Annotated in this window: 22 protein-coding genes; 11 read left to right on the forward strand and 11 right to left on the reverse strand. The window is 72.4% G+C overall.

The window, feature by feature from the left end; all coding sequences use genetic code 11:
- Positions 1 to 101: 101 nt before the first annotated feature.
- The gene (locus AB6L24_RS13215; RefSeq protein WP_405655251.1) at positions 102 to 788 is read right to left on the reverse strand and encodes a uridine kinase; all 687 of its coding nucleotides are present in this window, start codon (positions 786 to 788) and stop codon (positions 102 to 104) included.
- 231 nt (positions 789 to 1019) lie between these two features.
- Here AB6L24_RS13215 and AB6L24_RS13220 point away from each other — a divergent pair, with 231 nt between their 5' ends.
- Positions 1020 to 2417, forward strand: a complete 1398-nt coding sequence (locus AB6L24_RS13220; protein WP_405655253.1) for a peptidase C39 family protein — start codon at positions 1020 to 1022, stop codon at positions 2415 to 2417.
- 64 nt (positions 2418 to 2481) lie between these two features.
- On the opposite strand, the gene AB6L24_RS13225 is transcribed toward AB6L24_RS13220, so the two are convergent.
- Positions 2482 to 3969 (reverse strand): M1 family metallopeptidase, encoded by a 1488-nt coding sequence (locus AB6L24_RS13225; RefSeq protein ID WP_405655254.1) that lies wholly within the window; start codon positions 3967 to 3969, stop codon positions 2482 to 2484.
- 206 nt (positions 3970 to 4175) lie between these two features.
- On the opposite strand from AB6L24_RS13225, the gene AB6L24_RS13230 reads away from it, so the two are divergent.
- On the forward strand, positions 4176 to 4319 hold the full coding sequence (locus AB6L24_RS13230; protein WP_380860784.1) for an SCO1431 family membrane protein: 144 nt from the start codon (positions 4176 to 4178) through the stop codon (positions 4317 to 4319).
- On the opposite strand, the gene AB6L24_RS13235 is transcribed toward AB6L24_RS13230, so the two are convergent.
- Genes AB6L24_RS13235 through AB6L24_RS13245 form a run of 3 tightly spaced genes read right to left on the reverse strand, consistent with a single transcriptional unit; the run spans position 4297 to position 6887 of the window.
- Complete coding sequence (locus AB6L24_RS13235; RefSeq protein ID WP_405655257.1) at positions 4297 to 5277, reverse strand: hypothetical protein; 981 nt, start codon at positions 5275 to 5277, stop codon at positions 4297 to 4299. The two genes, AB6L24_RS13230 and AB6L24_RS13235, sit on opposite strands and share 23 nt — an antisense overlap.
- 42 nt (positions 5278 to 5319) lie before the next feature.
- A complete protein-coding gene (locus tag AB6L24_RS13240) occupies positions 5320 to 6282 on the reverse strand; it encodes a DUF6114 domain-containing protein (RefSeq protein ID WP_405655259.1) in 963 nt (320 codons plus the stop codon).
- Entirely contained in the window at positions 6273 to 6887 is a 615-nt protein-coding gene (locus tag AB6L24_RS13245; RefSeq protein WP_380860775.1) for a DUF6230 family protein, read from the reverse strand. Before AB6L24_RS13245 ends, AB6L24_RS13240 begins: the two co-directional genes overlap by 10 nt.
- A 138-nt stretch (positions 6888 to 7025) precedes the next feature.
- Between AB6L24_RS13245 and AB6L24_RS13250 the strand changes: the two genes are divergently transcribed.
- Positions 7026 to 7694, forward strand: coding sequence for a TetR/AcrR family transcriptional regulator (locus tag AB6L24_RS13250; protein ID WP_405655260.1), 669 nt, complete (start codon positions 7026 to 7028; stop codon positions 7692 to 7694).
- Between the two features lie 54 nt (positions 7695 to 7748).
- Here AB6L24_RS13250 and AB6L24_RS13255 read toward each other — a convergent pair whose 3' ends face one another.
- Positions 7749 to 8999 carry a glycoside hydrolase family 18 protein gene (locus tag AB6L24_RS13255; RefSeq protein ID WP_405655261.1) on the reverse strand — a complete coding sequence of 417 codons (1251 nt, stop codon included), beginning with the start codon at positions 8997 to 8999 and terminating at the stop codon, positions 7749 to 7751.
- Between the two features lie 456 nt (positions 9000 to 9455).
- Here AB6L24_RS13255 and AB6L24_RS13260 point away from each other — a divergent pair, with 456 nt between their 5' ends.
- Complete coding sequence (locus AB6L24_RS13260) at positions 9456 to 10628, forward strand: acyl-CoA dehydrogenase family protein (protein WP_405655262.1); 1173 nt, start codon at positions 9456 to 9458, stop codon at positions 10626 to 10628.
- Here the strand turns inward: AB6L24_RS13260 and AB6L24_RS13265 are convergent.
- Entirely contained in the window at positions 10591 to 11223 is a 633-nt protein-coding gene (locus tag AB6L24_RS13265; RefSeq protein ID WP_405655264.1) for a hypothetical protein, read from the reverse strand. The two genes, AB6L24_RS13260 and AB6L24_RS13265, sit on opposite strands and share 38 nt — an antisense overlap.
- A 261-nt stretch (positions 11224 to 11484) precedes the next feature.
- Here AB6L24_RS13265 and AB6L24_RS13270 point away from each other — a divergent pair, with 261 nt between their 5' ends.
- Together AB6L24_RS13270 and AB6L24_RS13275 are read left to right on the forward strand one after the other, a co-directional pair.
- Positions 11485 to 12612: a hypothetical protein gene (locus AB6L24_RS13270; protein WP_405655265.1), complete on the forward strand. Its 1128-nt coding sequence runs from the start codon at positions 11485 to 11487 to the stop codon at positions 12610 to 12612.
- Positions 12613 to 12637: 25 nt separating this feature from the next.
- Complete coding sequence (locus AB6L24_RS13275; RefSeq protein ID WP_405655267.1) at positions 12638 to 13738, forward strand: phosphotransferase family protein; 1101 nt, start codon at positions 12638 to 12640, stop codon at positions 13736 to 13738.
- A gap of 67 nt (positions 13739 to 13805) precedes the next feature.
- Here the strand turns inward: AB6L24_RS13275 and AB6L24_RS13280 are convergent, their stop codons facing one another.
- Positions 13806 to 14261: a hypothetical protein gene (locus AB6L24_RS13280; RefSeq protein WP_030360409.1), complete on the reverse strand. Its 456-nt coding sequence runs from the start codon at positions 14259 to 14261 to the stop codon at positions 13806 to 13808.
- A 321-nt stretch (positions 14262 to 14582) separates the two neighbouring features.
- Here AB6L24_RS13280 and AB6L24_RS13285 point away from each other — a divergent pair, with 321 nt between their 5' ends.
- The 4 genes from AB6L24_RS13285 (at position 14583) to fxsA (ending at position 18867) form a co-directional block, all read left to right on the forward strand.
- Positions 14583 to 15023 (forward strand): Lrp/AsnC family transcriptional regulator, encoded by a 441-nt coding sequence (locus AB6L24_RS13285; RefSeq protein WP_030360408.1) that lies wholly within the window; start codon positions 14583 to 14585, stop codon positions 15021 to 15023.
- Positions 15024 to 15147: 124 nt separating this feature from the next.
- Positions 15148 to 16782 (forward strand): amidohydrolase, encoded by a 1635-nt coding sequence (locus AB6L24_RS13290; RefSeq protein ID WP_405655268.1) that lies wholly within the window; start codon positions 15148 to 15150, stop codon positions 16780 to 16782.
- A gap of 590 nt (positions 16783 to 17372) precedes the next feature.
- A complete protein-coding gene (locus AB6L24_RS13295) occupies positions 17373 to 18167 on the forward strand; it encodes a polyprenol monophosphomannose synthase (protein WP_385722501.1) in 795 nt (264 codons plus the stop codon).
- A gap of 100 nt (positions 18168 to 18267) precedes the next feature.
- On the forward strand, positions 18268 to 18867 hold the full coding sequence (gene fxsA, locus AB6L24_RS13300) for an FxsA family membrane protein (RefSeq protein WP_405655270.1): 600 nt from the start codon (positions 18268 to 18270) through the stop codon (positions 18865 to 18867).
- 310 nt (positions 18868 to 19177) lie between these two features.
- On the opposite strand, the gene AB6L24_RS13305 is transcribed toward fxsA, so the two are convergent.
- The 3 genes from AB6L24_RS13305 to AB6L24_RS13315 form a co-directional block, all read right to left on the reverse strand.
- Positions 19178 to 19552 carry an RNA polymerase-binding protein RbpA gene (locus AB6L24_RS13305; RefSeq protein ID WP_030360404.1) on the reverse strand — a complete coding sequence of 125 codons (375 nt, stop codon included), beginning with the start codon at positions 19550 to 19552 and terminating at the stop codon, positions 19178 to 19180.
- Positions 19553 to 20050: 498 nt separating this feature from the next.
- Positions 20051 to 20818: a glycerophosphodiester phosphodiesterase gene (locus tag AB6L24_RS13310; RefSeq protein WP_405655271.1), complete on the reverse strand. Its 768-nt coding sequence runs from the start codon at positions 20816 to 20818 to the stop codon at positions 20051 to 20053.
- Positions 20815 to 21504, reverse strand: coding sequence for a YitT family protein (locus AB6L24_RS13315; RefSeq protein WP_405655272.1), 690 nt, complete (start codon positions 21502 to 21504; stop codon positions 20815 to 20817). Before AB6L24_RS13315 ends, AB6L24_RS13310 begins: the two co-directional genes overlap by 4 nt.
- A 98-nt stretch (positions 21505 to 21602) precedes the next feature.
- Between AB6L24_RS13315 and AB6L24_RS13320 the strand changes: the two genes are divergently transcribed.
- Positions 21603 to 23108 carry a PLP-dependent aminotransferase family protein gene (locus AB6L24_RS13320; RefSeq protein WP_405655273.1) on the forward strand — a complete coding sequence of 502 codons (1506 nt, stop codon included), beginning with the start codon at positions 21603 to 21605 and terminating at the stop codon, positions 23106 to 23108.
- Positions 23109 to 23119 lie beyond the last annotated feature (11 nt).

The raw sequence follows: 23119 nt of genomic DNA on the forward strand, positions 1-23119 counted from the left end.
CCGCACATTGAGAACGTAAGTCCTGTAAGGCCCCTGGGTCAAGCCGAGTTGGGGCACTCTCGGAAACTGGCCACGCGGTCCTGAAGCTGTCGTCGACAGGTTCAGCGCGCTGCCGACGGACCTTCACCCTGAGTGACGATTTGGGTCAGTGCTGCCGTCTCGTCGGACCCCGCGAGCAACTCGTACCCCACGGGCAACTCGCGTACGAGCAACTGAGCGAAGCGCCGGGACGGGTCCTCGGCGAAATGACGTCGTTCGGCCGCTTCCCAGCCGTCCCAGAAGCCGCTCAGGGCCGGCCCGTCCCGCCGGCGCCCGCGGGCCCAGGAGGTGTCGCGGGGCAGGTCCATCCACAGCAGGCCCGCCAGGAACGGCCGTAGCACCCGGCGGCCCGCGCCGACACCCTCCATCAGGACGACGGGGGCGGCGGGCAGTGGGCGGTCGGCAGGGCCGAAGCGGCGCGCGTGCCAGTCGTACGCCGCGTAGTGCGCCGTTTCGCCCCGGGAGAGCGGCTCCACGACCTGGCGCAGCAGCCGGTCCGTCCAGTCGAACAGGTCGGCGTGGCTCGCGATGTCGTCGAGGCGGAGCACCGGGGCGCCGTCGAGTGCCTCGGCGAGCCGCGCGGTGAAGGTCGACTTGCCGGAGCCCGCGTGGCCGTCGACCGCGACCAGCCGGACCGGGCCGCAGGACGGCGGCAGGCGGCGCACGGCGCGGGCGAGGTGGGCGAGGCCGGGGTGATCGGGGCGGCCGGGGCGGTCGGGGAGGGGTGCGGGGCGGCGGGTGTCGGTCATCGCGGGCCAGCCTACGGGCCGGGGCGCACGGGGCGCGGATCGTGGGGCGCGGGCGCGGTTCAGTGCGCTGTCGCAGGTCATACCAGTGGTAGAGGCCAATATTGGTCGGCGCTGCCGGGTGCTGATCTCTGGCAGAACCCCTCGGCGTACGGCCATAGTTGGCGCACTGTCGTGTACCTGACCATCACCCTCCGGCCGCGGCCGGAACCCATCGACTGGGGGTCCCCGTCCATGGACCAAGCTGAAGGCATGTCCCGCAGAAGAATTCTCACCACGGCGGCCGGAGCCGCGGCCCTGGCGGCCGTCGCGGCCACGGCCGCCACCGTGACGCCCGCGGGCGCCGCCCCCGCGTCCCGGCGCCGTCCGCCCCGCGCGGAGCGCCTGGTGGACAACCGTTTCTGGGTCTCCCGCAAGGACTGGGGCTCCGGAACGTCGCACGGCACCCGCGTCGTCGCCAGGGGCCGCGCCGGGGTCGAGATAGCCGAGTCGGCGGGAACGACCGACTACACAGACCCGCACACCGGCAGGGCCACCACCTGGGAGTACGCCCAGTGGACCGGGCCCGCGCACCGCCCCGCGACCCCCGCCACGGAGGCCGTCGCCTCCTGGAACGCCCGCACCCCCACCGGCACCTGGATCCAGGTGGAGATCGAGGCGACCTACTCGGACGGCACCACGTCCCCCTGGTACGTCCTCGGCCGCTGGAACTCGGGCGACGACCGGGAGGACGCCGGGGCCGCGGTCATCCGGCGCACCTCGGTGGACGACCAGTCCGACGGCAAGACGTCCGTCTGGACGGACACGCTGTCCGTCGACGACACCGCGACCGGCCCGCGCGTGGTCGCGTACCGCCTGCGGCTGACGCTGTACCGCACGCCGGGCAGCGCGCTCACGCCCACGGTGTGGCGGCTCGGCGCGATGGCCTCCGCGGTGCCCGACCGCTTCACGGTGCCCGCCGCCGCACCCGGGCTCGCCAAGGAGCTGAAGGTGCCGCGCTACTCGCAGGAGATCCACAAGGGCCAGTACCCGGAGTACGACAACGGCGGCGAGGCCTGGTGCAGCCCCACCTCGTCGCAGATGATCCTGGAGTACTGGGGGCGGAAGCCGACGGCCGGGGACCTGGCCTGGGTCGACCCCGCCTTCGCCGACCCGCAGGTGTGCCACGCGGCCCGGTTCACCTACGACTACCAGTACGGCGGCTGCGGGAACTGGCCGTTCAACGCGGCCTACGCGGCGACGTACGAGGACATGCAGGGCGTCGTCACCCGGCTCGGCTCGCTGACCGACCTGGAGACGCTGATCAGGGCGGGCATTCCGGCCATCACTTCGCAGTCCTTCCTCAAGGAGGAGCTGACCGGGGCGGGCTACGGCACCGCGGGCCACCTCATGACCGTCATCGGCTTCACCCGCAGCGGCGACGTGATCGCCAACGATCCGGCGTCGCCGAGCAACCCGGCGGTCCGCCGCGTCTACAAGAGGCGGGAGTTCGAGAACATCTGGCTCCGCACCAAGCGCAGGAACGCCCAGGGGACGGTGGTGTCCGGGACCGGCGGGGTCTGCTATCTGTACTTCCCCGTGCACCGCACCAAGGAGCAGGTGCGCGCGTTGCTCGCCGTCGGCGTGAGCTGAAGGGGGAGGGCCCCGTCCCGGTGGGACGGGGCCCGTACGCAGAACGACCGGGGAAGCCCCCGGCTCAGGTCGCCGGGTCCACCACCCAGTCCGGGTGGCCCGGCATCGGCGGGGTCTTCGCGCCGTACAGCCACGGCTTCAGGAAGCCCTCCAGATCCTGGCCCGAGACCTTCGACGCGAGGTCGATGTAGTCCTGGGTGCTCGCGGTCCGCCCGCGGTACTCGCTCACCCAGGCCCGCTCGATCTTCTGGAACGTGGCGTCCCCGACCTTCTCGCGCAGCGCGTAGAGCACGAGCGCCGAGCCGTCGTAGCGCATGCGCTTGAAGAGGTTCGGCTCGGTGGGCTCCGCGGGCGCGCCGAAGTCGCGGCGCCACTGGTCGTGCGCCTTGTACGCGGCCTTCATCGCGGCCTCGAAGCTGTCGCCGCCGTGCTCCTCGGAGTACATGCGCTCGTAGAAGCGGGCGTGGCCCTCGCTGACCCACAGATCGGACCAGCTCGCGAGGGCGACGCTGTCGCCGAACCACTGGTGGGCCAGCTCGTGCACCAGGTTCCGCTCGGCGTCGACCTGCGTGCCGAGCAGGTCGGCCTTGGGGACGAGGGAGAGCGTCTGGGTCTCCAGGGCGACGGCGAGGTCGGTGTCGCCCACGAGGAGGCCGTACCGGTTGAAGGGGTACTTGCCGAGCCTCTGCTCCAGCCAGGTGAGGTGGTCGGGCGTGAGCTTGCGGTACTTCGCGGTCGGCTCCACCAGCGCGTCCGGGACGATGTCGCGCAGCGGAAGACCGCCGGGTCCGGTGCTGTCGACCATCGTGAACTTGCCGACGGCGAGCTGCACGAGCTGCGTGGACAGCGGCTGCTCGGAGTCGTACGTCCACCGCACCCGGTCGCCGGACACCTTCTTCTTGCTGGTCAGCTTGCCGTTGGCGACGGCCGTGCGGTCCTTCGGCGTGGTGATCCGGAAGGTGATCGGGGCGCGCTGGCTCGGGTGGTCGTTGGCCGGGAAGATCAGGCGGGCGCCGTTGGGCTGGGGGTAGACCACCGTGCCGTCGGGCGTGGGGATCCAGCCGTAGTCCTCGATGGCGTCGTCGCGGTGCCGGGTCTGGGTGGGGTCGGCGGTGTAGGTGACCTCGACCGTGAAGGCGCGGCCCTCGGCGATGGGCGACTTCGGCGTCACGGTCAGCTCGTCGCCGTCGCGGGAGGTGGTGGCCGCCTTGCCGTCGACGGTGACCGCGCGCAGGGTGTTGCCGCCGAAGTCGAGGTTGAAGCGGGACAGGGCCTGGGTGGCGGTGGCCTTGATGGTGGCCGACGCCGCGAACGGGGTCTTCGGGGCCTGCCAGTCGAAGTCCAGGAGGTAGCGGTCGACGGTGTATCCGCCGTTGCCGTCGAGGGGGAACATCGGGTCGCCGAGCCCCGGGGCCCCGGGGGAGGGCTTCTCCGCCGCGGCGGGAGTCGCGTACGAGACCGGTCCGGTGAGGGCGGCCGCCGCCGTCACGGCTGCCGCGAGGGCGAGTCGCGCTCCGGTGTTTCTGCGGCGGGGCGTCCTGGTCGAGCTCATCGGAAACCTTTCGGTCGGATGCTGCGCGGACGTACGCCGACTTAGACGCACGGCGATCCGCGGCAGTTGTGGTGACGGGTGACCAACGTCTCTCCCACAATTCCGGGCACGGCTGGCAAGGTGGAAGACGCCAGTGGGGGGAATGTCCACTGCCAGTGCGGCCGGGGGAGGCCGCCGTCGGCCGGAAAACGTCAGCGAGAAGCCATATGACCGCGACCTCTGCCACCGCAGTCCGCACCAAGGCCCGCACGGGTGGCCCCAAGGACGGCCCGAACGTCCTGGAGCACCTCGCGGGCTGGACCCTCGTCGTCGTGCTCGCGATGCTCGTCAGCCAGGTCGGCCTTCTGTGAGCTGAGTCTCACCGCTGGGGTCGGGCGGGCCGCCGGGGCCGGGCCTCGCGCCGGAATCGGCCGTGCCGCCGTCCTCGCCGGGCCGAGCGGCCAGGTCCAGGTCCGCCCGCCAGTGTCGGTGCGGCACCCCCACCAGGTCGTACAACCGCCGCACCGGCGACCGCCCCGGCAGCAGCACGACCCCCGCGAGCACCGCGAACAGCGGCAGCCCCAGCCAGCCGCCGAGCAGCCGCACCAGCACGCTCGCGGTCACCGCGCCGAGGAACGGCAGGCCGTAGACCCCGGCGCCCGCGATGGCGACGGCGAGGACGGGGTGCACCTTGCGGTCCTCGTCCGCGCCGGGCAGCGACCAGCCCTCCAGGAGCCAGCCGATCTCCGTCATCAGCATCGTGCCGATGACGGCCGCGCCGAACACGAGCAGCGCGAGGAACGTGCCGGACGTGAGGAAGTCCAGGGCGTTGTTGACGACGCTGTCCTGCGGCCAGTCCGCCCAGTCGCGCGCCCCGGGGGAGAGGAAGCGCTCGTAGCCGCTGCCGTCCCAGCCGTGCACGAGCGTGCCGAAGAGCAGGAAATAGCCGCCCACGCATTGCAGGTACGCCCAGTAGCCCGCACCCACGAGGACCAGCATCTGCGCGGCGAGGAACCCGAGGACGGCGGCGACCGGGACGCCGCCCGCGTAGAAGAGGACGAAGCCCGCCCACACGCCCTCGTGGCCGCCGGCGACGTGCATGGTGGCCCAGGACGGGTTCTGCCAGAGCAGGAACAGGCCGGTCGGGACCATCAGGACGGCCGCGAACAGGACCGTCAGGGCGAGGTAGGGGTTGGCGGCGCGGCTGCGGGTGCGCGGACCCTCACCCGCGTTGATCCGCTCCCACACCTGGAGCTGGCGGCCCGCGGCGAGCGCGAAGGTCGCGCCCACCGCGTACGCCCAGAACAGCGCGGCCTGGATCTGGATCACGGCGGCGCTCCCTTCCGGATCACGGGGTCCGGGCTGCCCGGATCATGCCCGGGCCCCCAGCTTCAGGCCGCCCGCGACGATCGAGTCGGAGGTGACGAGGGCCTGCTCGGCGCTGACCTCCGTCATGAAGACGAACGGCGGGACCAGCGGCGGCACCGGGAGCTTGTCGGGCGTGAAGGTCAGACAGAGGATGCCCTCGATGCAGCCCTTGAACTTGGTCAGATAGAGCGTGACCGCCCCGCTGAGGTCCAAGGTGTCGGCGCCGAGGGAGAGTTCACGGCTGCCGTCCCGGGTCGTCAGGCGGTAGTCGGTGAGCGAGGCCGCCTTCATGCGCAGCACCATCACCTTCAGGGGCCCGTCGGCGGTGGGGATGTCGGTGACGCCCGCGACGATGAAGCCCTGCGGGGCGAACAGCGTCGTCGTGATCGTCGGCGGCGTCCGTGCCGCCACGATCCCGTCGTCCCCGGGCGCCGCCCGCGCCGGGACGGCGCCCCACAGCACCGTCCCGGCGAGCACCACCGGAAGCAGGACGGCCAGCGTCCGCGTGCCCTGCCCGTCCCGCACCTTCGGCCGGCGGGGCCGCTCCTGGTCGTCGTCAGGGACCGGCGTCCAGCCGAAGCCCATCGCGCTGCCCGCGATGCCGAGCAGCATGCCGATCAGGAACCCGCCGAGGTTCGTCGCCGCGAACGAGAGCACCGACAGGATGAGGGCGTTGACGGACACGTAGTGATGGGCGTGCGGCAGGAGCCACAGGAACAACCCGGCGGCCATCAGTGCGATCCCGATGCCGATCGCGGCGATCCCGCCGAGCCCGAGGCTCACCAGGACCGTCAGCGGCGACAGCGGCACGACGAGGAGCTCCGCCCCGCCCAGGATCAGCAGGAGCCCGCCCCAGAAGGGCCGGGTGCGCCGCCATCTGCGCAGGCCGCGCCGCAGCTCCGGCAGCGGCAGGCGCGCATCGAGCCAGCCCCCGGCGCGCGGGGCTCCCGGCCCGCTCAGAAGCACTTCTTGCCGCCGAGGCTGACGTCGACCCTCATGCCCTTGAGGCGGAAGTTCCCGCCGGTGGCCGACCAGGCGTTGGAGCGCACCTTGGCCACCTCGATGTCGCCGGCCTGGAGGCCGAACTTGCCCTTCTCGCCCTTGACGCCGGGGACTTCGTCGAGGGTCGAGGCGTCCCGGCCGATCTGCGCGGTGCCGAAGCGGGCGTCGCCCACCAGGTCCTCGCCGTCGATGATCAGGTTGCTCGCGGTCACGTTGCCCGCGTCGCCGCCCGCCGTCAGCTTGAACACCACCGTGCCGACGGGCGTCTTGACCTCGGCCGCCTGGCAGATGTCGGACAGCGTGGCGTCGCCGATGCCGAGCAGGGCCACCGGGTGGCCCTTGCCGTCGATGTCCCGGTCGACCTGGACGTAGCTCGCCAGGCCCTGGCTGGTCAGCTTGCCCGAGGAGACCTGGAAGCTGGTGCCGCTGACCGCGAAGGACGCGGCGAGCGCGCCCTCGGCCATCACGGACGCCATCGCGCCGACCGCGAGGACCGCGGGCAGTGCGACGACAGCCGTCTTCTTCCAGTTGGTTCTGCCCTCGCGTAATGCTCTCTTCGCCGTGCTCACTGGTTCCTCCCGTACGTCGTCCGGTGCGTAAGGGGAGTGCGTGGCAGAGCGCCGTCGCGGGTCGCGCCCGTCCGGGCAGGCGACGTGGGTCTGCCATACTGCGGCTGATCCCGAGGCAGTTGGAGACTAGGGCCGAAATTGAATAATAGTCAACAGCGCGGTACCGATCGTTCCCGCGGCGCGGACCGCCCGCAGGCGCGCGGCACCGACCGATCCGTGGCGCGCCGCGCCGAACTCATCGTCATCGGCCGCAAGTTGTTCGCCGACACGTCCTACGACGCGCTGTCGATGGACGACATCGCGAGACAGGCGGGCGTCGCCAAGGGGCTGATCTACTACTACTTCAAGTCCAAGCGCGGCTACTACCTCGCGATCATCGAGGACTCGGTCGCCGACCTGGTCGAACGCGCGGCCAGCGGCACCGAACTGCCGCCCACGGAGCGGGTGCACCGCACGATCGACGGCTATCTGCGCTACGCCGAGCACCACCAGGAGGCCTACCGCACCATCGTCAGCGGCGGCGTCGGCTTCGACACCGAGGTGCACGCCATACGCGACGGCGTGCGTGAGGCCATGATCGGCACCATCGCCGACGGGGCGTACGGACGGCGCGACATCCCGGCCCTGGTGCGCACGGCGCTGCTCGGCTGGCTGTGCAGCGTGGAGGGCGTCACGCTCGACTGGATCGGGGCGCCCGAGGCGCTGGAGCGCGACACCGTGCGCGACTACCTGGTGCGCATGCTGCGCGAGACGCTGAGTGTCATCGAGGAGTTCGAGCCCGCGTTCCCCGCCCCGCCCGCGGCATGACGAAGGGTCGGGAGCCCGCCGGCTCCCGACCCTCAAACTGTCGTGCGGTGACCGCTAGTTGATGGCCTTGATCAGCTCACCGTTGGTGGTGTCACCGCTCAGCTCCCAGAAGAACGTGCCTCCCAGGCCCTGCTGGTTCTTGTAGTTCATCTTCCCCGCGATGGTGGCCGGGGTGTCGTAGCTCCACCAGTTGTTGCCGCAGTGCGCGTACGCGGTCCCGCCGACCGTGCCGTTGGCCGGGCACTTGGTCTTGAGGATCTTGTAGTCGTCGATGCCCTGTTCGTACTTGCCCTGGGCGGGCCCGGTCGCGGTGCCGCCCGGCGCCTTCTGGGTGACGCCCGTCCAGCCGCGGCCGTAGAAGCCGATGCCGAGGAGCAGCTTGTCCGAGGGGATGCCGAGGCCCTTGAGCTTGGCGATGGTCGCCTGAGAGTGGTACTCGGCCTTCGGGATGCCGGAGTAGGAGCTGAGCGGCGAGTGGGGTGCCGTCGGTCCCTTGGCGTCCCAGGCGCCGAAGAAGTCGTACGTCATCGGGTTGTACCAGTCGACGTACTGGGCGGCGCCCGCGTAGTCCGCGGCGTCGATCTTGCCGCCGGAGGAGGCGTCGGCCGGGATGGCGGCCGTCACCAGGTTCTTGGAGCCGAACTTCGCCCGCACCGCGGACATCAGGTTCTTGTAGGCGGCGCGGCCGCTGGTGTCACAGGTCAGACCGCAGGCGTTGGGGTACTCCCAGTCGATGTCGATGCCGTCGAAGACATCCGCCCACTTGGAGTTCTCGACCAGGTCGTAGCAGGACTGGGCGAACGCCGCCGGGTTCTGCGCGGCCTGCGTGAAGCCGCCCGACCAGGTCCAGCCGCCGAAGGACCAGAGCACCTTGATGTTCGGGTGCTTCTTCTTCAGCTCGCGCAGCTGGTTGAAGTTGCCGCGCAGGGGCTGGTCCCAGGTGTCGGCGACGCCGTCGACGCTCTGGTCGGCGGTGTACGTCTTCTCGGTGGCGGCGAAGTTGTCGCCCATCGTGCACTTGCCGCCCTGGACGTTGCCGAAGGCGTAGTTGATGTGGGTGAGCTTGCTGCCCGAGCCCGAGGTGTCGATGTTCTTGACGTGGTAGTTCCGGTCGTAGACGCCCCATTCGGTGAAGTAGCCGACCACGCGGGAGCCCGCCTTGGCCTCTGTCTTGGCGGGGGCGCCCGTGTTCTGGTCGGCGGCCGCGGTGCCCGCGCCGGCGAGCAGACCCGCGCCGAGCACGGCGCAACAAGCGGTGGCCAGGAGCGCCTTGAAGCGGGCGCGGGGACGGTTCGGTCGTGGCATCGCTGTCTCCTCGTGGGGGGAGAGGGGAGCATGTGGGGGTGGTGCTGACCTACTGACCTGCGGACCCTTCGCGCCCCTGCGGGCAGGAGGCGCACGACCGGGTGTGGGACGCGGCAACGCCCCCTCCGTAGTCGCGCGTTGAATTGGCATGAACGCGAAGACGTCTTGTGCCGCTGGACTCTAGGAGGACTAGACCATTGCGTCAATGGTTCGGACCAATTCCCGCTCCGCGGCACCCGGCAGGGCCGTGTCGGACACAGGCCGATGAAGATCGGCCGGACGGCCCGTGAACCCGTGACGCCATGCCGCCGATCGGGCATACTCAACCCGCCACAGTCGCTGGTCAGCCGCTTCCGAGACCCGGAAGGGCAGCATCGACTCGGCAGTGTCCCCGACGGCGGCGCCACACCCCGTGCGCGAGTCCGTCGCAGCGCCCGACAGGGAGAGGAGAGCGCCATGCCCGAGGGAGCCGCACAGTCGGTCGAGCGTCAGCTGCCCACCGAAGAGGCCCGGGATCTGTTCGCGCTCGTGCGTGAACTGGTCCAGCGCGAGATCGCGCCGCACGCGGCCGCCGAGGAGGAGGCCGGCCACTTCCCGCGCGAACTCTTCACCCTGCTCTCCGAATCGGGCCTGCTCGGCCTCGCCTACGACTCCGAGTTCGGCGGCGGCGACCAGCCGTACGAGGTCTATCTCCAGGTCCTCGAAGAGCTCGCCGCCGCGCGCCTGACCGTCGGCCTCGGCGTCAGCGTCCACTCCCTCGCCTGCCACGGGCTCGCCGGGTACGGCACCAAGGAGCAGCAGGCCGAGCACCTGCCCGACATGCTCGGCGGCGGCCTGCTCGGCGCCTACTGCCTGTCCGAGCCGTCCTCGGGCTCCGACGCCGCTTCCCTGCGTACCAAGGCCGTGCGGGACGGCGACGCATGGGTCATCACCGGCACCAAGGCGTGGATCACGCACGGCGGCATCGCCGACTTCTACACCGTCCTGGCCCGCACGGGCGGCGAGGGCGCGCACGGCGTGACCGCCTTCCTGGTGCCGGGCGACGCCGAGGGCCTCACGGCCGCGGTGCCGGAGAAGAAGATGGGGATGAAGGGCTCGCCGACGGCGCAGCTCCACTTCGACGGCGTCCGGGTGTCCGACGCCCGGCGCATCGGGGACGTGGGGCAGGGCTTCGCGATCGCGCTCTCTGCGCTCGACTCGGGGCGGCTCGGCATCGCGGCGTGCGCGATCGGCGTGGCCCAGGCGGCGCTCGACGAGGCGGTGGCGTACGCGACCGAGCGCAAGCAGTTCGGCCGCCCCATCGCCGACTTCCAGGGCCTGCGCTTCATGCTCGCGGACATGGCGACGCAGATCGAGGCGGGCCGGGCGCTGTACCTGGCGGCGGCCCGGCTGCGGGACGCGGGCCGCCCGTTCTCCAAGCAGGCGGCGATGGCCAAGCTGCTGTGCACGGACACCGCGATGAAGGTCACGACGGACGCCGTCCAGGTGCTCGGCGGCTACGGATACACCCTCGACTTCCCGGTCGAGCGCTTCATGCGCGAGGCCAAGGTGCTCCAGATCGTCGAGGGCACGAATCAGATCCAGCGCATGGTCATCGCCCGCCATCTCGCGGGTCCCGACTCGCGCTGAGCCGCGGGTCGGGGGGAGCGCCGGGGACGGGGCCGAACCGGGTGTCCGGGTCCGTGCCGAACCGCGCGTCCCGGTCGCTGCCGAACCGGGTGTCACGGTCCAGGCCGAAGGACGTGTCCCGGTCCGTGCCGAAGCGCGTCTCCCGGTCCGTGCCGAACCGCGTGTCCCTGACCGCGCCGAACGCCCCCTCCGAGCCGAACCCCCCGTCCGCCCCGAAGGGCCGCTCCGCCCCGTACTGCCCGCCGAACTGGCCGCTGCGCACGGTCGGCGCCGCGAGCCGCACCCACTCCGGGTCGTGCCGCCCCGGCAGCGTCCGGCCGCGCTCGGCCCAGTGCCGCAGCAGGGCGCGGTAGATCGGCGGGTCCTGCGGCGGGACGGGCTGCGGCGGGGGCGGGGCCGTCGGGGTCGCCTGCGGGTACTGGGGCTGCTGGGGATACGGCTGCTGCTGGGGGTACTGCGACGGCTGCGCGTAGGGATTCGGCTGGGGGTAGTGGGTGTACTGGGGCCTGTGAGGAACCGATTCTGCGGCGGGGGCGGGCGCGGTCGCGAGCGGGCGCCTGCGGTGGCCGGCCGGAGCGTGGGTGGGGGTGGTCATGCCGGGCCAACGGTCGGCGCGGAGGGCAGGTCACCGTCGGGTCGAATCGTGCGTGCGTTCATGCCCCGTCCGGCCGCGGCGCGCACGGCGCTCGGCGCCCGCGCCTCCGGGCGGACGCGGTCCGACGGGCGCCGGGACCCGACTCCGTTCACCTCGGCACGCGTCTGGCCCCGGCACGGCAACTGACGTACCGTCACCTCCACGCCGGGGTCCACCGCACACCGGGCGACGTCAACTCCCCGGCGTCCAGGGAGATGTACCGTGCCGGACGACCGCCCCGTACCGCTCGACGAGTACCCCGTCCACCAGGTGCCACTGTCGATGAAACACGTGGCGACCGGTGACCGGAACGCCTACGACCGCTGTATCTTCCACCTCTTCGACCACAGCGGCCGCGCCCTGCTCATCCTCGGCCTCGGCGTCTACCCGAACACCGGTGTCATCGACGCCTACGCGACCCTGCGCACCGGCGACACCCTGCACGCCGTCCGCGCCTCCGACGCGCTCGGCGACGACCGGTCGAACCTGTCCGTGGGGCCGCTGCGCATCACCGTCGAGGAGCCCCTGCGCAGGCTGCGCCTGACCTGCGCGGCGGACCCGGACGACGCGGACTCGCTCGCGTACGACATCGAGTGGAGCGCCGACTTCCCGGCGCTGTGGGAGCCGCACCACATCCAGCGCCGGGGCGGCAGGCTCACCCTCGAAGGCCGTCGGTTCGTGCAGGCGGGCGGGGCTGCCGGGGTGATCCGCGCGGGCGGGGACGAGATCGCGGTGACGGCGGGGGAGTGGACGGCGACCCGGGACCGGAGCTGGGGGGTGCGGCCCATCCCGGGCGAGGGAGCGGGCCGTCTCGACGAGGACTTCCCGACCGAGGGCTTCCACTGGATCTGGTGCCCGGTGCGGTTCGACGACCGCTTCCTGATGGTCATCACCCAGGAGGACGCGGACGGCTACCGCACCCTCAACGACGCCACCCTCGTCCGCCCCGGCCACCCCGACCGCCAACTCGGCTGGCCCCAGGCCGACATCACCTACCGCTCCGGCACCCGCCACCCCGAGCGCGCCGTCGTCCACCTCATGGACCCCGAGACCCGCAAGCCCCTTGAGCTGGGCGTCGAGACGCTCATGTCGCTGCCGCTCGCCGTCGGCGCCGGGTATCCGCCCGCCGACGACTGGCAGCACGGCACCTGGCGCGGCCGCGACTGGGTCGACCGGCGCACCTACGACCTCTCCGACCCGGCCGCGCACCCGCTGGCCGCGTACGGCGTCATCGACCACGCGGCCCGCTTCACCCTGGACGGCCGCGTCGGCCACGGCATCTTCGAGCACGGCACGTTCGGCCGCCACGACCCGAGCGGCTTCGCGGACTTCGGCTCCATGGCGCCCTGAGCGTCACCGAGGGAGGAGTACGGACATGGCAACGGAACCCGACCGGCCCCGACTTCGCACCACGACCCGGGACCCGGACGACCTGGCCCGGCGCCTCACGGCCTGGCTCGGCGGCCATCTGCCGGGCGCGAAAGCCGTCAACGTGGCGGTGCCCGAGTCGAACGGCATGTCCAGCGAGACGCTCCTCTTCGACATCGAGCACCCCCGACCGCCGCTCGCCCGGTGCGCGTTGCGCCTCGCGGCGGACCCGGCCGCGTACACGATCTTTCCCGTGTACGACATGGAGCGCCAGCACCGCACCCTGCGTCTGGTCGCCGACCGCACCGACGTGCCCGTGCCGCGCGTGCTGTGGCTGGAGCAGGACCCCGGGCCGCTCGGCGCCCCGTTCTTCGTCATGGAGCGGGTCGCGGGGCGGGTGCCGCCCGACGTCATGCCCTATACGTACGAGGGGAACTGGCTGTACGAGGCGAGCGACGCGGAGCGCGCGCGGCTTGAGGAGGCCACGGTCTCCGTCGTCGCGCGGCTGCACGACCAAGTCCCGGCCGCCGACGCCGCGTTCCTCGCGCTCCCCGGCCAGGGCAGCGCGCTGCGCCGCCATGTCGCCTCACAACGCGCCTACTACGACTGGGTGGTGACCGGACTCTCGCGCTCCGCACTCATTGAAAGCGCTTTCGCGAAACTGGCGGAACTCTGGCCGACCGAGGAGGGCGCGCCGGTCCTCAACTGGGGCGACGCGCGCATCGGCAACATCATCTACGACGGCTTCGAGCCCGCCGCCGTGCTCGACTGGGAGATGGCGTGCCTGGCCCCCCGCGAGGTCGACCTCGGCTGGACCGTCTATCTGCACCGGTTCTTCCAGGACCTCACGGTGAGCTTCGGGCAGCACGGACTGCCCGACTTCCTGCGCCGCGAACGGATCGAGGAGCGGTACGCCGAACTCACCGGGCACCGGCCCCGCGACATGGACTTCTACACGCTGTACGCGGCGCTGCGGCACGCCGTCGTCATGCTGCGCGTCGCCTACCGGCAGGTGCACTTCGGGGAGGCGACGGTGCCGGCCGACCCGGACACGCTGATCCTGCACCACGCCAGCCTCGCGGCGATGGTGCAGGGCAGCTACTGGTGACGGCGGTGGTGCGTGCCGGTGCGCCGGGGCTCGGCCCGGCGGCACGGGGTCGTCGCGGGCCGGGGGCTCAGGCGGCCGCGCGGCGGGTGGCCTGGCGGGGCACCCGGATCGGACGCGAGCCGGGCCCGCCGACGTGCGAGAACGGCTGGGTGCGCCAGTCCAGGCCCTGAGGCAGCGTCAGGAGCAGGGCGGTGTCCTGCTCCTGGGCCTCCAGGGACTCGTCGGCGGCACTGGCCTCGGAGGCGGCGCGGCCCGTGCCCGCGCACACGGTGAGCCCGAACGGGTTCCACGGAGTGGCACACAGCGCGTGCTCGGGCAGGGCGTCCTCGTCCGCGAGGAGCGCGATGGGCTGTCGGCAGTCCGGGCAGATGACCCGGTACATCTCGAAGGTGTCGTACGCGTCCGGCTCGTCCGCCGTGCCGTCGTCGGTGACGGTCTGTTCGACACCCTCCGGTGCGGGCTCGAGCTCGACGGGCTGCTGCTTGCGGCGCGTGGAACGACCGGGGCGCTTCAGGTTCTGCATGGGAATCTCCCCCTCGGGTGGGCCGACAAGGCGCTGCGGCCTCGACCACAGCAAGCACTTCCCGTCCGGTCCCGGGGGTAATCGCTCCTGCCCGACGGACACGGCCATATGTCTGTGGTGTTCGTCACATGCCAGATGGAGATGCCGTTTCGCGCGGGGTGGCCGCCGGGGCGTCGGCGCGGGGCGCGTGCCCTCCGGGGGCGGGGAGGGGCGCCTGCGAGCCGGCGGGCGGGGGCCTCCCGGGGCCGGGGCGCGCGTTTTGCCTCATCCCTTGCGTCCCTCAGGTATCGGTGAGGATCAAGAGGCCTGTAGGTTCGGCGCATGGAGGAGCTGGACCGACAAATCGTGCAGCTGCTCGTCAAGGACGGGCGGATGAGCTACACCGACCTGGGCAAGGCCACGGGCCTGTCCACGTCAGCGGTGCACCAGCGGGTGCGCAGGCTGGAGCAGCGAGGAGTGATCCGCGGGTACGCCGCCGTAGTGGACCCCGAAGCGGTCGGACTGCCGCTCACGGCCTTCATCGCGGTGAAGCCGTTCGACCCCAGCGCCCCCGACGACATCGCCGAGCGGCTCGCCGGAGTGCCCGAGATCGAGGCCTGCCACAGCGTCGCGGGCGCCGAGAACTACCTGCTCAAGGTGCGCGTGGCGACCCCGCACGAATTGGAGAACCTGCTGGCGAGGCTGCGCACGCTCGCCGGGGTCTCCACGCATACGACGGTGGTCCTCTCGACGCCCTACGAGTCACGGCCGCCCCAGGTCTGACCCGCGCCCCGGGCCTGGTCGGCGCCCCGGCGCACCCCTGTGCGGCCCGGCCCCGGGGCGGGCCGGGAGCGCCTGGGCGACCCCGCGAACCGGAGCCCCGCGCGCAGGCGCGAGACTGTTCCGCATGAGTGAGCCCATCACCCCCGAAACCGGGCATCGCACCGTTCTGCTGCGCGGCGGCGAAGTCCACAGCCCCGCCGACCCCTTCGCGACCGCGATGGTCGTCGAGCGCGGGCATATCGCCTGGGTCGGCTCCGAGGGCGCCGCCGACGGCTTCGCCGACGGTGTCGACGAGATCGTCGACCTCGAAGGCAACCTGGTCACACCGGCGTTCACCGACGCCCATGTGCACACGACGTCCACCGGGCTCACGCTCACGGGACTCGATCTGTCCCGCACCCGGAGCCTCGACGACGCGCTCGTTCTCGTACGCGAACACGCCGCCGCGCACCCGCACGACCGTGTGCTGCTCGGCCACGGCTGGGACGCCGCCCGCTGGCCCGGCGGCCGTGCGCCCACCCGCGCGGAACTCGACGAGGCCACCGGCGGCCGCCCGCTCTACCTGTCCCGCATCGACGTGCACTCCGCCGTCGCAAGCACCGCGCTCCTCGACCTCGTCCCCGGGGTCGCCGACGCCGCCGGGTTCCACTCCGACGCGCCGCTGACCGCCGACGCCCACCACGCCGTGCGCACCGCCGCCCACGCCGCCGTGACGCCCCGGCAGCGGGCCGACGCCCAGCGCGCCGCGCTCCACCGCGCGGCCTCGCTCGGCATCGGCTCGGTGCACGAGTGCGCGGGCCCCGTGATCTCCGGCGAGGACGACTTCACCTCGCTGCTGCGCCTCGCCGAGCAGGAGGCCGGGCCCCGCGTCGTCGGCTACTGGGCCGAGCAGGGCGCCGAAGGCGTCGCCCGCGCGCGCGAGCTGGGCGCGGCCGGTGCCGCGGGTGACCACTTCGTGGACGGCGCGCTCGGCTCGCACACGGCTTGGCTGTGCGAGCCCTACGCCGACGAGGCCGCCGTCGGCAACGCCTACCTGACCGCGACCGACGTCGCCGCGCACGTGGTGGCCTGCGCGGAGGCGGGGATCCAGGCCGGGTTCCACGCCATCGGGGACGCCGCCGTCGGCGCCGTCGTGGACGGGATGCGCGCCGCCGCCGAGAAGGTCGGCCTGGCCCGGGTGCGGGCCGCGCGACACCGCGTCGAGCACGTCGAGATGCTCACCCCCGAGACGGTCGCCGCGTTCGCCGAGTTCGGCCTCACCGCGTCCGTGCAGCCCGCCTTCGACGCCCTGTGGGGCGGCGAGGACGGCATGTACGTCCAGCGCCTCGGCGCCGAACGCGCCCGGACCCTCAACCCGTACGCGGCCCTCCTGCGCGCCGGTGTCCCGCTCGCCTTCGGCTCCGACAGCCCCGTGACCCCCCTGGACCCCTGGGGCACCGTCCGGGCCGCCGCCTTCCACCGCACGCCCGAGCACCGGGTGTCCGTGCGCGCCGCCTTCACGGCGCACACGCGCGGCGGCTGGCGGGCCATCGGCCGCGACGACGCGGGCGTCCTGGTGCCCGGCGCCCCCGCCGACTACGCCGTGTGGCAGACCGGCGAACTCGTCGTCCAGGCCCCCGACGACCGGGTCGCCCGCTGGTCCACCGACCCGCGCTCCGGCACCCCCGGCCTTCCGGACCTCGGCCCCGGTGCCGAACTGCCCCGCTGTCTGCGGACCGTGGTGGGCGGACAGTCGGTGTTCGTACGGCCCAACGAGTGACGTCAGCGGTGCGGCGCGGCTCCGAACGGGGCCACACGGCGCGTCGCGCGACCTGCGGCGCCTCGCCACTGACCTGCTGATCTGCGTAGAAGACGCAGGTCAGAGGGCTATTGACAGACGGCGGCCGTCGGCGGGTAGTTTCGGCCGCGTCCACCACAGGACGTCCGACCGGCGAACCCGCACACAGCCGTCGACCGCCGCTGGATCATGGCGGTGCGCCACCCCGGCGCACCGCCACCGGGAGCCAGGTCCAGCGCCCACGACGCTCAGGCGCGGGAACGCATCCGCCGGAAGGGGGTCGTCCCTCCTGCTCCCAGGAGCTCGGGGGAGGTGCGACCCGGGTAGGGCCCGGCCGCTCAGTAGACAACGGCTCTCGGTCGATCCGCAGCCAGCGGGTCCCAGGCCGGCCCGAAGGGCGCCGGGCCCGATCCGCAGGATCGCTCCTGCGTGATCCTCGGGGGGACGAAAGTCGCGCTCCGGACATGGCGCCCCGCCCGCCGTGTCCCTGCCGGGCCCAGGGTCCGTGGCGTCGCAACACCCCAGGCCCGGGCCACTATGGTGGTTCCCTGCGTACGAACGAAGGGGCAGTAGTGAGCAACGGCGGCGGGATCAGCGAAGCAGCGGACGCGGAGCGGCAGTTCGGCCCGCTCGGCGAGGCCTTGGTGATCATCCCGACCTACAACGAGGCGGAGAACATCCAGGCGATCGTTGGCCGGGTGCGCACCGCCGTGCCGCAGGCGCACGTCCTCGTCGCCGACGACAACAGCCCCGACGGCACCGGGAAGATCGCCGACGAGCTCGCGGCCGACGACGACCAGGTCCACGTCCTGCACCGCAAGGGCAAGGAAGGCCTCGGCGCCGCCTACCTCGCGGGCTTCTCCTGGGGCCTGGAGCACGGCTACGGAGTCCTCGTCGAGATGGACGCCGACGGCTCCCACCAGCCCGAGGAGCTGCCGCGCCTGCTCACCGCCCTCAAGGGCGCCGACCTCGTGCTCGGCTCGCGCTGGGTGCCCGGCGGGCGGGTCGTGAACTGGCCCCGGTCCCGTGAGTTCCTCTCCCGCGGCGGCAGCACGTACTCGCGGCTGCTCCTCGACGTGCCGATCCGCGACGTCACCGGCGGCTTCCGCGCCTTCCGCAGCGAGACCCTCCAGGGCCTCGGCCTCGGCGACGTGGCCTCCCAGGGCTACTGCTTCCAGGTCGACCTGGCCCGCCGTGCCATCAAGGCCGGCTACCACGTCGTGGAGGTGCCCATCACCTTCGTCGAGCGGGAGCTGGGCGACAGCAAGATGAGCCGTGACATCGTCGCCGAGGCGCTGTGGCGGGTCACGGCGTGGGGCGTGGGGGAGCGGGTCGGCAAGGTCCTGGGCCGCAAACCCTCTCCCTGATCCCGCACTCCGTGCTCCGCTTGATCCCGCACTCCTTGATCCGCGCGTTGTTGATCACCCCCTTATGCCGGTCTGAGCCGCGCCCAGGCACACTGGGAGCATGACGACTGGCGCACCGCCTCCCACCCAGCCCGCCCGGCCCCGGCGCTCGCGCGTCCTCAGGTTCCTGCCGCTCGGACTCGCCGCCTGGCTCGTCCTGGAGATCTGGCTGCTGACCGTCGTCGCCGGGGCCACCAGTGGCCTGACCGTCTTCCTGCTCCTCGTGGGCGGGCTCGTGCTCGGCTCCTTCGTCATCAAGCGGGCCGGGCGGCGCGCCTTCAAGAACCTCAGCGAGGCGGTGCAACAGCAGCAGCGGGGCGTTGCGGCTGCGCCCGACTCCGGGGGCGGCAGTGCCCTCACGATGCTCGGTGGGCTCTTCCTCATCCTGCCCGGACTGATCTCCGACGCCGTCGGGCTGCTGCTGCTCGTGCCGCCGCTGCAGAAGGTTCTCAGCCGGAGTGCCGAGCGGGCCTTCGAGCGCAAGGTCCGTGCGGCCGCCGCCGCGGCGCCCGGGGGGTTGGGGGACGCCTTCCAGCAGGCTCGGATGCAGCACCCTGGCGGGAAGGTGGTCCAGGGTGAGGTGATCCGCGAGGACGGGCCCTCGGCGTCGCCGCCGCCCGGGTCGGCGCGGGGGCCGGAGGATCCGCAGCTGCCGAGGTGAGGGTTGCGGCCTCGCGGGGGCGCCCCAGTCCCGCCCCTTCTCCGAAACCGGGGGCTGCGCCCCCTGGACCCCGCTGATCGGCGCTTCGCGCCTCGTCCTCAATCGCCGGACGGGCTAGAGAGTGTGCTGCTGTTGTATTTCAGCCCCTCCGGCGTTTGAGGAGCGGGGTCTGGGGCGGAGCCCCAGTTTCGGGAAAGGGGCGGGACTGGGGCGCACCGCGAGGACCCACCCGCACGTAGAAACGAGGGCGGGCCCGCTGCCGAAGCAGCGGGCCCGCCCTCGTTGTCAATCCGCTCCGCGGTCCGCGCGCTTACGCGGACTTGCGGCTGTCACGCGGATGCACCGCAATATTCATCGCACCGGACCTGAGAACCGCCAGGCGCTCCTCAAGTACCTCCTCGAGCTCTTCTCGAGTGCGGCGCTCCATGAGCATGTCCCAGTGCGTACGCGCGGGCTTGCCCTTCTTCTCCTCAGGTCCGTCGCCGTCCACGAGAAGTGCCTGGGCCCCGCAGACCTTGCACTCCCACTCGGGCGGGATCTCTGCCTCCACCGAGAACGGCATCTCAAAGCGATGTCCGTTCTGGCATGCGTACTCCACGGCCTGGCGCGGGGCCAGGTCGATGCCGCGGTCGGTCTCGTAGCTGGTCACCACGAGGCGCGTGCCGCGAAGAGCTCGCTCACTCATGAATCGTGCCTCCCGGGCTTGTCGCCCACAGGACAGGTGTCGCTGTCGTCGTCATCCGGTCAACGTCCGGTCGGCGGTAAAGATTCCCGTTCAGGGTCATGCGTCGCCGTCGTATGCCGCCCCTTGTTGTACCCACCAGCGCCCGGTTTGTCACATCTGGCAGCAGATGTCACCCAGCGTTTCTGAATCCTCAGCGCGCAGTAACGGTCCGCCTGGCAGGCCAAACGCGTACACTACCGGCCTTCGCCGCTGGTTGCTAAATCCGGCCGGGTCCGAAACGGGTCGGGTCGTGCTTCGCGCGCCGTACCGGAACCTGCGCGAGCGGCCCGCGGCCTCGTGCGGGGAACGCCGCCAGGGGCCGGATCGCGCCCGGCTGCGGCCCTGTGAGCTGGTACGTCGGCCCGCGGAGGGGTGGCCTGGGCTGTGGCCTGCGCCGGTCGTCGTGGTCGTACGCGGAAGCGTTCGGCTGCTTTTCCTTCTTTTTCCTCGGGGTGCCCGTCAGACCCAGGTGCCCCGGTCCTTGAGGACGTCGCGCAGCGTCTCGATGTGGTCCGTCATGATGCCGTCGACGCCCAGGTCGAGCAGGGCGTGCATGCGGTCGGCGTCGTTGATCGTCCACACATGGACCTGGAGCCCGCGCGCGTGGGCGGTGCGGACGAAGCGGTGGTCGACCACCCGGACCCCCGACTGCGCCTCCGGCACCTGGGCGCACACCGCGGACACCCGCGGTGTCGTCGGCACCCCCAGGGAGCGCAGCCGAAGCCCGAGGACGCCGCGCGTGCCGAACGACGTGGCGAGGCGCGGCCCCGCCAGGCGCTGGGCGCGTGCGACCCGGCCCTCCGAGAACGAGCCGACGCACACCCGGTCCCAGGTGCGGGTGCGCTCGATCAGCTCCAGGAGCGGCAGGAGGGCGGGCTCCGCCTTGACGTCCACGTTCCAGCGGACGTCGGGGAAGGCCTCCAGCATCTCTTCGAAGAGGGGGACCGGCTCGCTGCCCGCCACGCGCGCGTGGCTCACCTCGCTCCAGGGGAGGTCCGCGATCCGGCCCGAGGCGTCCGTGACCCGGTCGAGCGTCGCGTCGTGGAACGCGGCCAGCCTGCCGTCCGACGTGGCGTGCACATCGGTCTCGATATAGCGGTAGCCGGCGTCCACGGCGCGGCGGAAGGCGGCCGCGGTGTTCTCCAGTCCGTCCGCCGCGCCGCCGCGGTGGGCGAACGCGAGCGGTCCTGGGTGGTCGAGGTAGGGGTGGCGTACGCGCGGGGTCACCGCTGCAGTATCGCCTGCTCCGATGGCTCTCCGGAGGCCACGACGCGGCCCGTGGTGGACGCGGGGACGGCGAAGAAACGCAGGAAGAACTGGGCGAGCGGGCCGATGCACAGGGCGTAGAGGACCGTGCCGACGCCCACGGTGCCGCCGAGCACGAAGCCGGTGACGACGACCGCCACCTCCACGAGGGTGCGCATCTGGCGGATCGAGCGGCCGGTGCGCTCGTTGAGACCCGTCATCAGCCCGTCGCGCGGTCCGGGGCCGAACCTGGCCGCTATGTAGAGGCCCGTCGCCACGCCGTTGAGCACGATCCCCGCCACCAGGAGCGGCACGCGGATGCCCAGGGCGTGCGCGTCCGGTACCAGGGCCAGGGTGCCGTCCATCGCCAGGCCGACGACGAAGACGTTCGACACCGTGCCGAGGCCCGGGCGCTGGCGCAGCGGGATCCACAGGAGCAGCACGGCGGCGCCCACGAAGATCGACACGACGCCGATCGACATCCCCGTGCGCTCGGCGATGCCCTGGTGCAGCACGTTCCACGGCTCCAGGCCGAGCCCCGAGCGCACCAGGAGCGCGGAGCTGGCGCCGTACAGCGCCAGACCGACGTACAGCTGGAACAGCCGTCGCGTGAGATGGCGCTCGGCGCGCGTTCCCGTAGTGGGCCGACCTGATTTCGCCCTGGACAAGAGAAGCCCCCCATGGTGGTAGTGGCCTGACGCATGACACTCTGTGGCTTGGTGGCGGACGCCAACCATGGCCAATTCGACGAAGGTGGACTGGGATCATGCCTCAGTGGACATCAGCGGTGGGCTCGACCCAGCTCGCCCGGCTCCTCACCTCCCAGCAGGCGCGCCCCGCGAGCGCGGGCACCCGTCGCCCGCCCGCCTATCGCGCCCTCGCCGACGGTATCCGCCTCCTCGTCCTCGAAGGACGCGTTCCCGTGGCGGCCCGTCTGCCCGCCGAGCGCGAGCTGGCCGTCGCGCTCGCCGTCAGCCGGACCACCGTCGCCGCCGCCTACGAAGCGCTGCGCACCGAAGGCTTCCTGGAGTCCCGCAGGGGAGCGGGCAGCTGGACCGCCGTCCCGGCCGGCAACCCGCTGCCCGCGCGCGGCCTCGAACCGCTGCCCCCCGAGGCGCTCGGCTCCATGATCGACCTGGGCTGCGCGGCCCTGCCCGCGCCCGAGCCCTGGCTCACCCGCTCCGTCCAGGGCGCCCTGGAAGAGCTCCCGCCCTACGCCCACACCCACGGCGACTACCCGGCCGGACTGCCCGCACTGCGCGCCATGCTCGCCGAGCGCTACACCGCGCGCGGCATACCGACCATGCCGGAACAGATCATGGTCACCACCGGCGCCATGGGCGCCATCGACGCGATCTGTCACCTCTTCGCGGGCCGCGGCGAGCGGATCGCCGTGGAGTCGCCCAGCTACGCCAACATCCTCCAGCTGATGCGTGAGGCGGGCGCGCGCCTGGTGCCCGTGGCGATGGCCGAGGGACTCGGCGGCTGGGACATGGACCGCTGGCGCCAGGTCCTGCGCGACGCGGCGCCCCGGCTCGCGTACGTCGTCGCCGACTTCCACAACCCCACCGGAGCGCTCGCCGACGAGGACCAGCGCCGCCGCCTGGTCGACGCCGCCCGGCACGCCGGGACCGTCCTCGTCGTCGACGAGACCATGAGTGAGCTGCGCCTTGACGAGGGTCTTGACATGCCGCGCCCGGTCTGCGGGTTCGACCCCGCGGGCTCCACCGTCATCACCGTCGGCTCGGCGAGCAAGGCCTTCTGGGCGGGCATGCGCATCGGCTGGGTGCGCGCCGCGCCCGACGTGATCCGCAGCCTGGTCGCCGCGCGCGCGTACGCCGACCTCGGCACCCCCGTCCTGGAGCAGTTGGCCCTCAACTGGCTGCTCAGCACCGGGGGCTGGCAGCAGGCCGTGGACGTGCGCAGGGAGCAGGCGCGCGACAACCGCGACGCCCTGGTCGCCGCCGTGCGCCGCGAGTTGCCCGGCTGGGAGTTCGAAGTGCCGCGCGGCGGGCTCACGTTGTGGGTGCGCACCGGCGGGCTCTCCGGCTCGCGCATCGCCGAGGTCGGCGAACGCGTGGGCGTGCGCGTGCCGTCGGGCCCCCGCTTCGGTGTGGACGGCGCCTTCGAGGGCTACGTACGCCTGCCGTTCACCGTGGGCGGTGCCGTCGCCGAGGAGGCGGCGGTGCGGCTCGCGGCGGCCGCCCGCCTGGTGGAGTCCGGGTCGGGCGCGGGCTCCGGGGCGGAGGGGCCGCACACGTTCGTGGCGTGAGGGTCCGTGAG

The sequence above is a fragment of the Streptomyces sp. RK9 genome, from assembly GCF_045070545.1.
Classification (GTDB): domain Bacteria; phylum Actinomycetota; class Actinomycetes; order Streptomycetales; family Streptomycetaceae; genus Streptomyces; species Streptomyces alboflavus.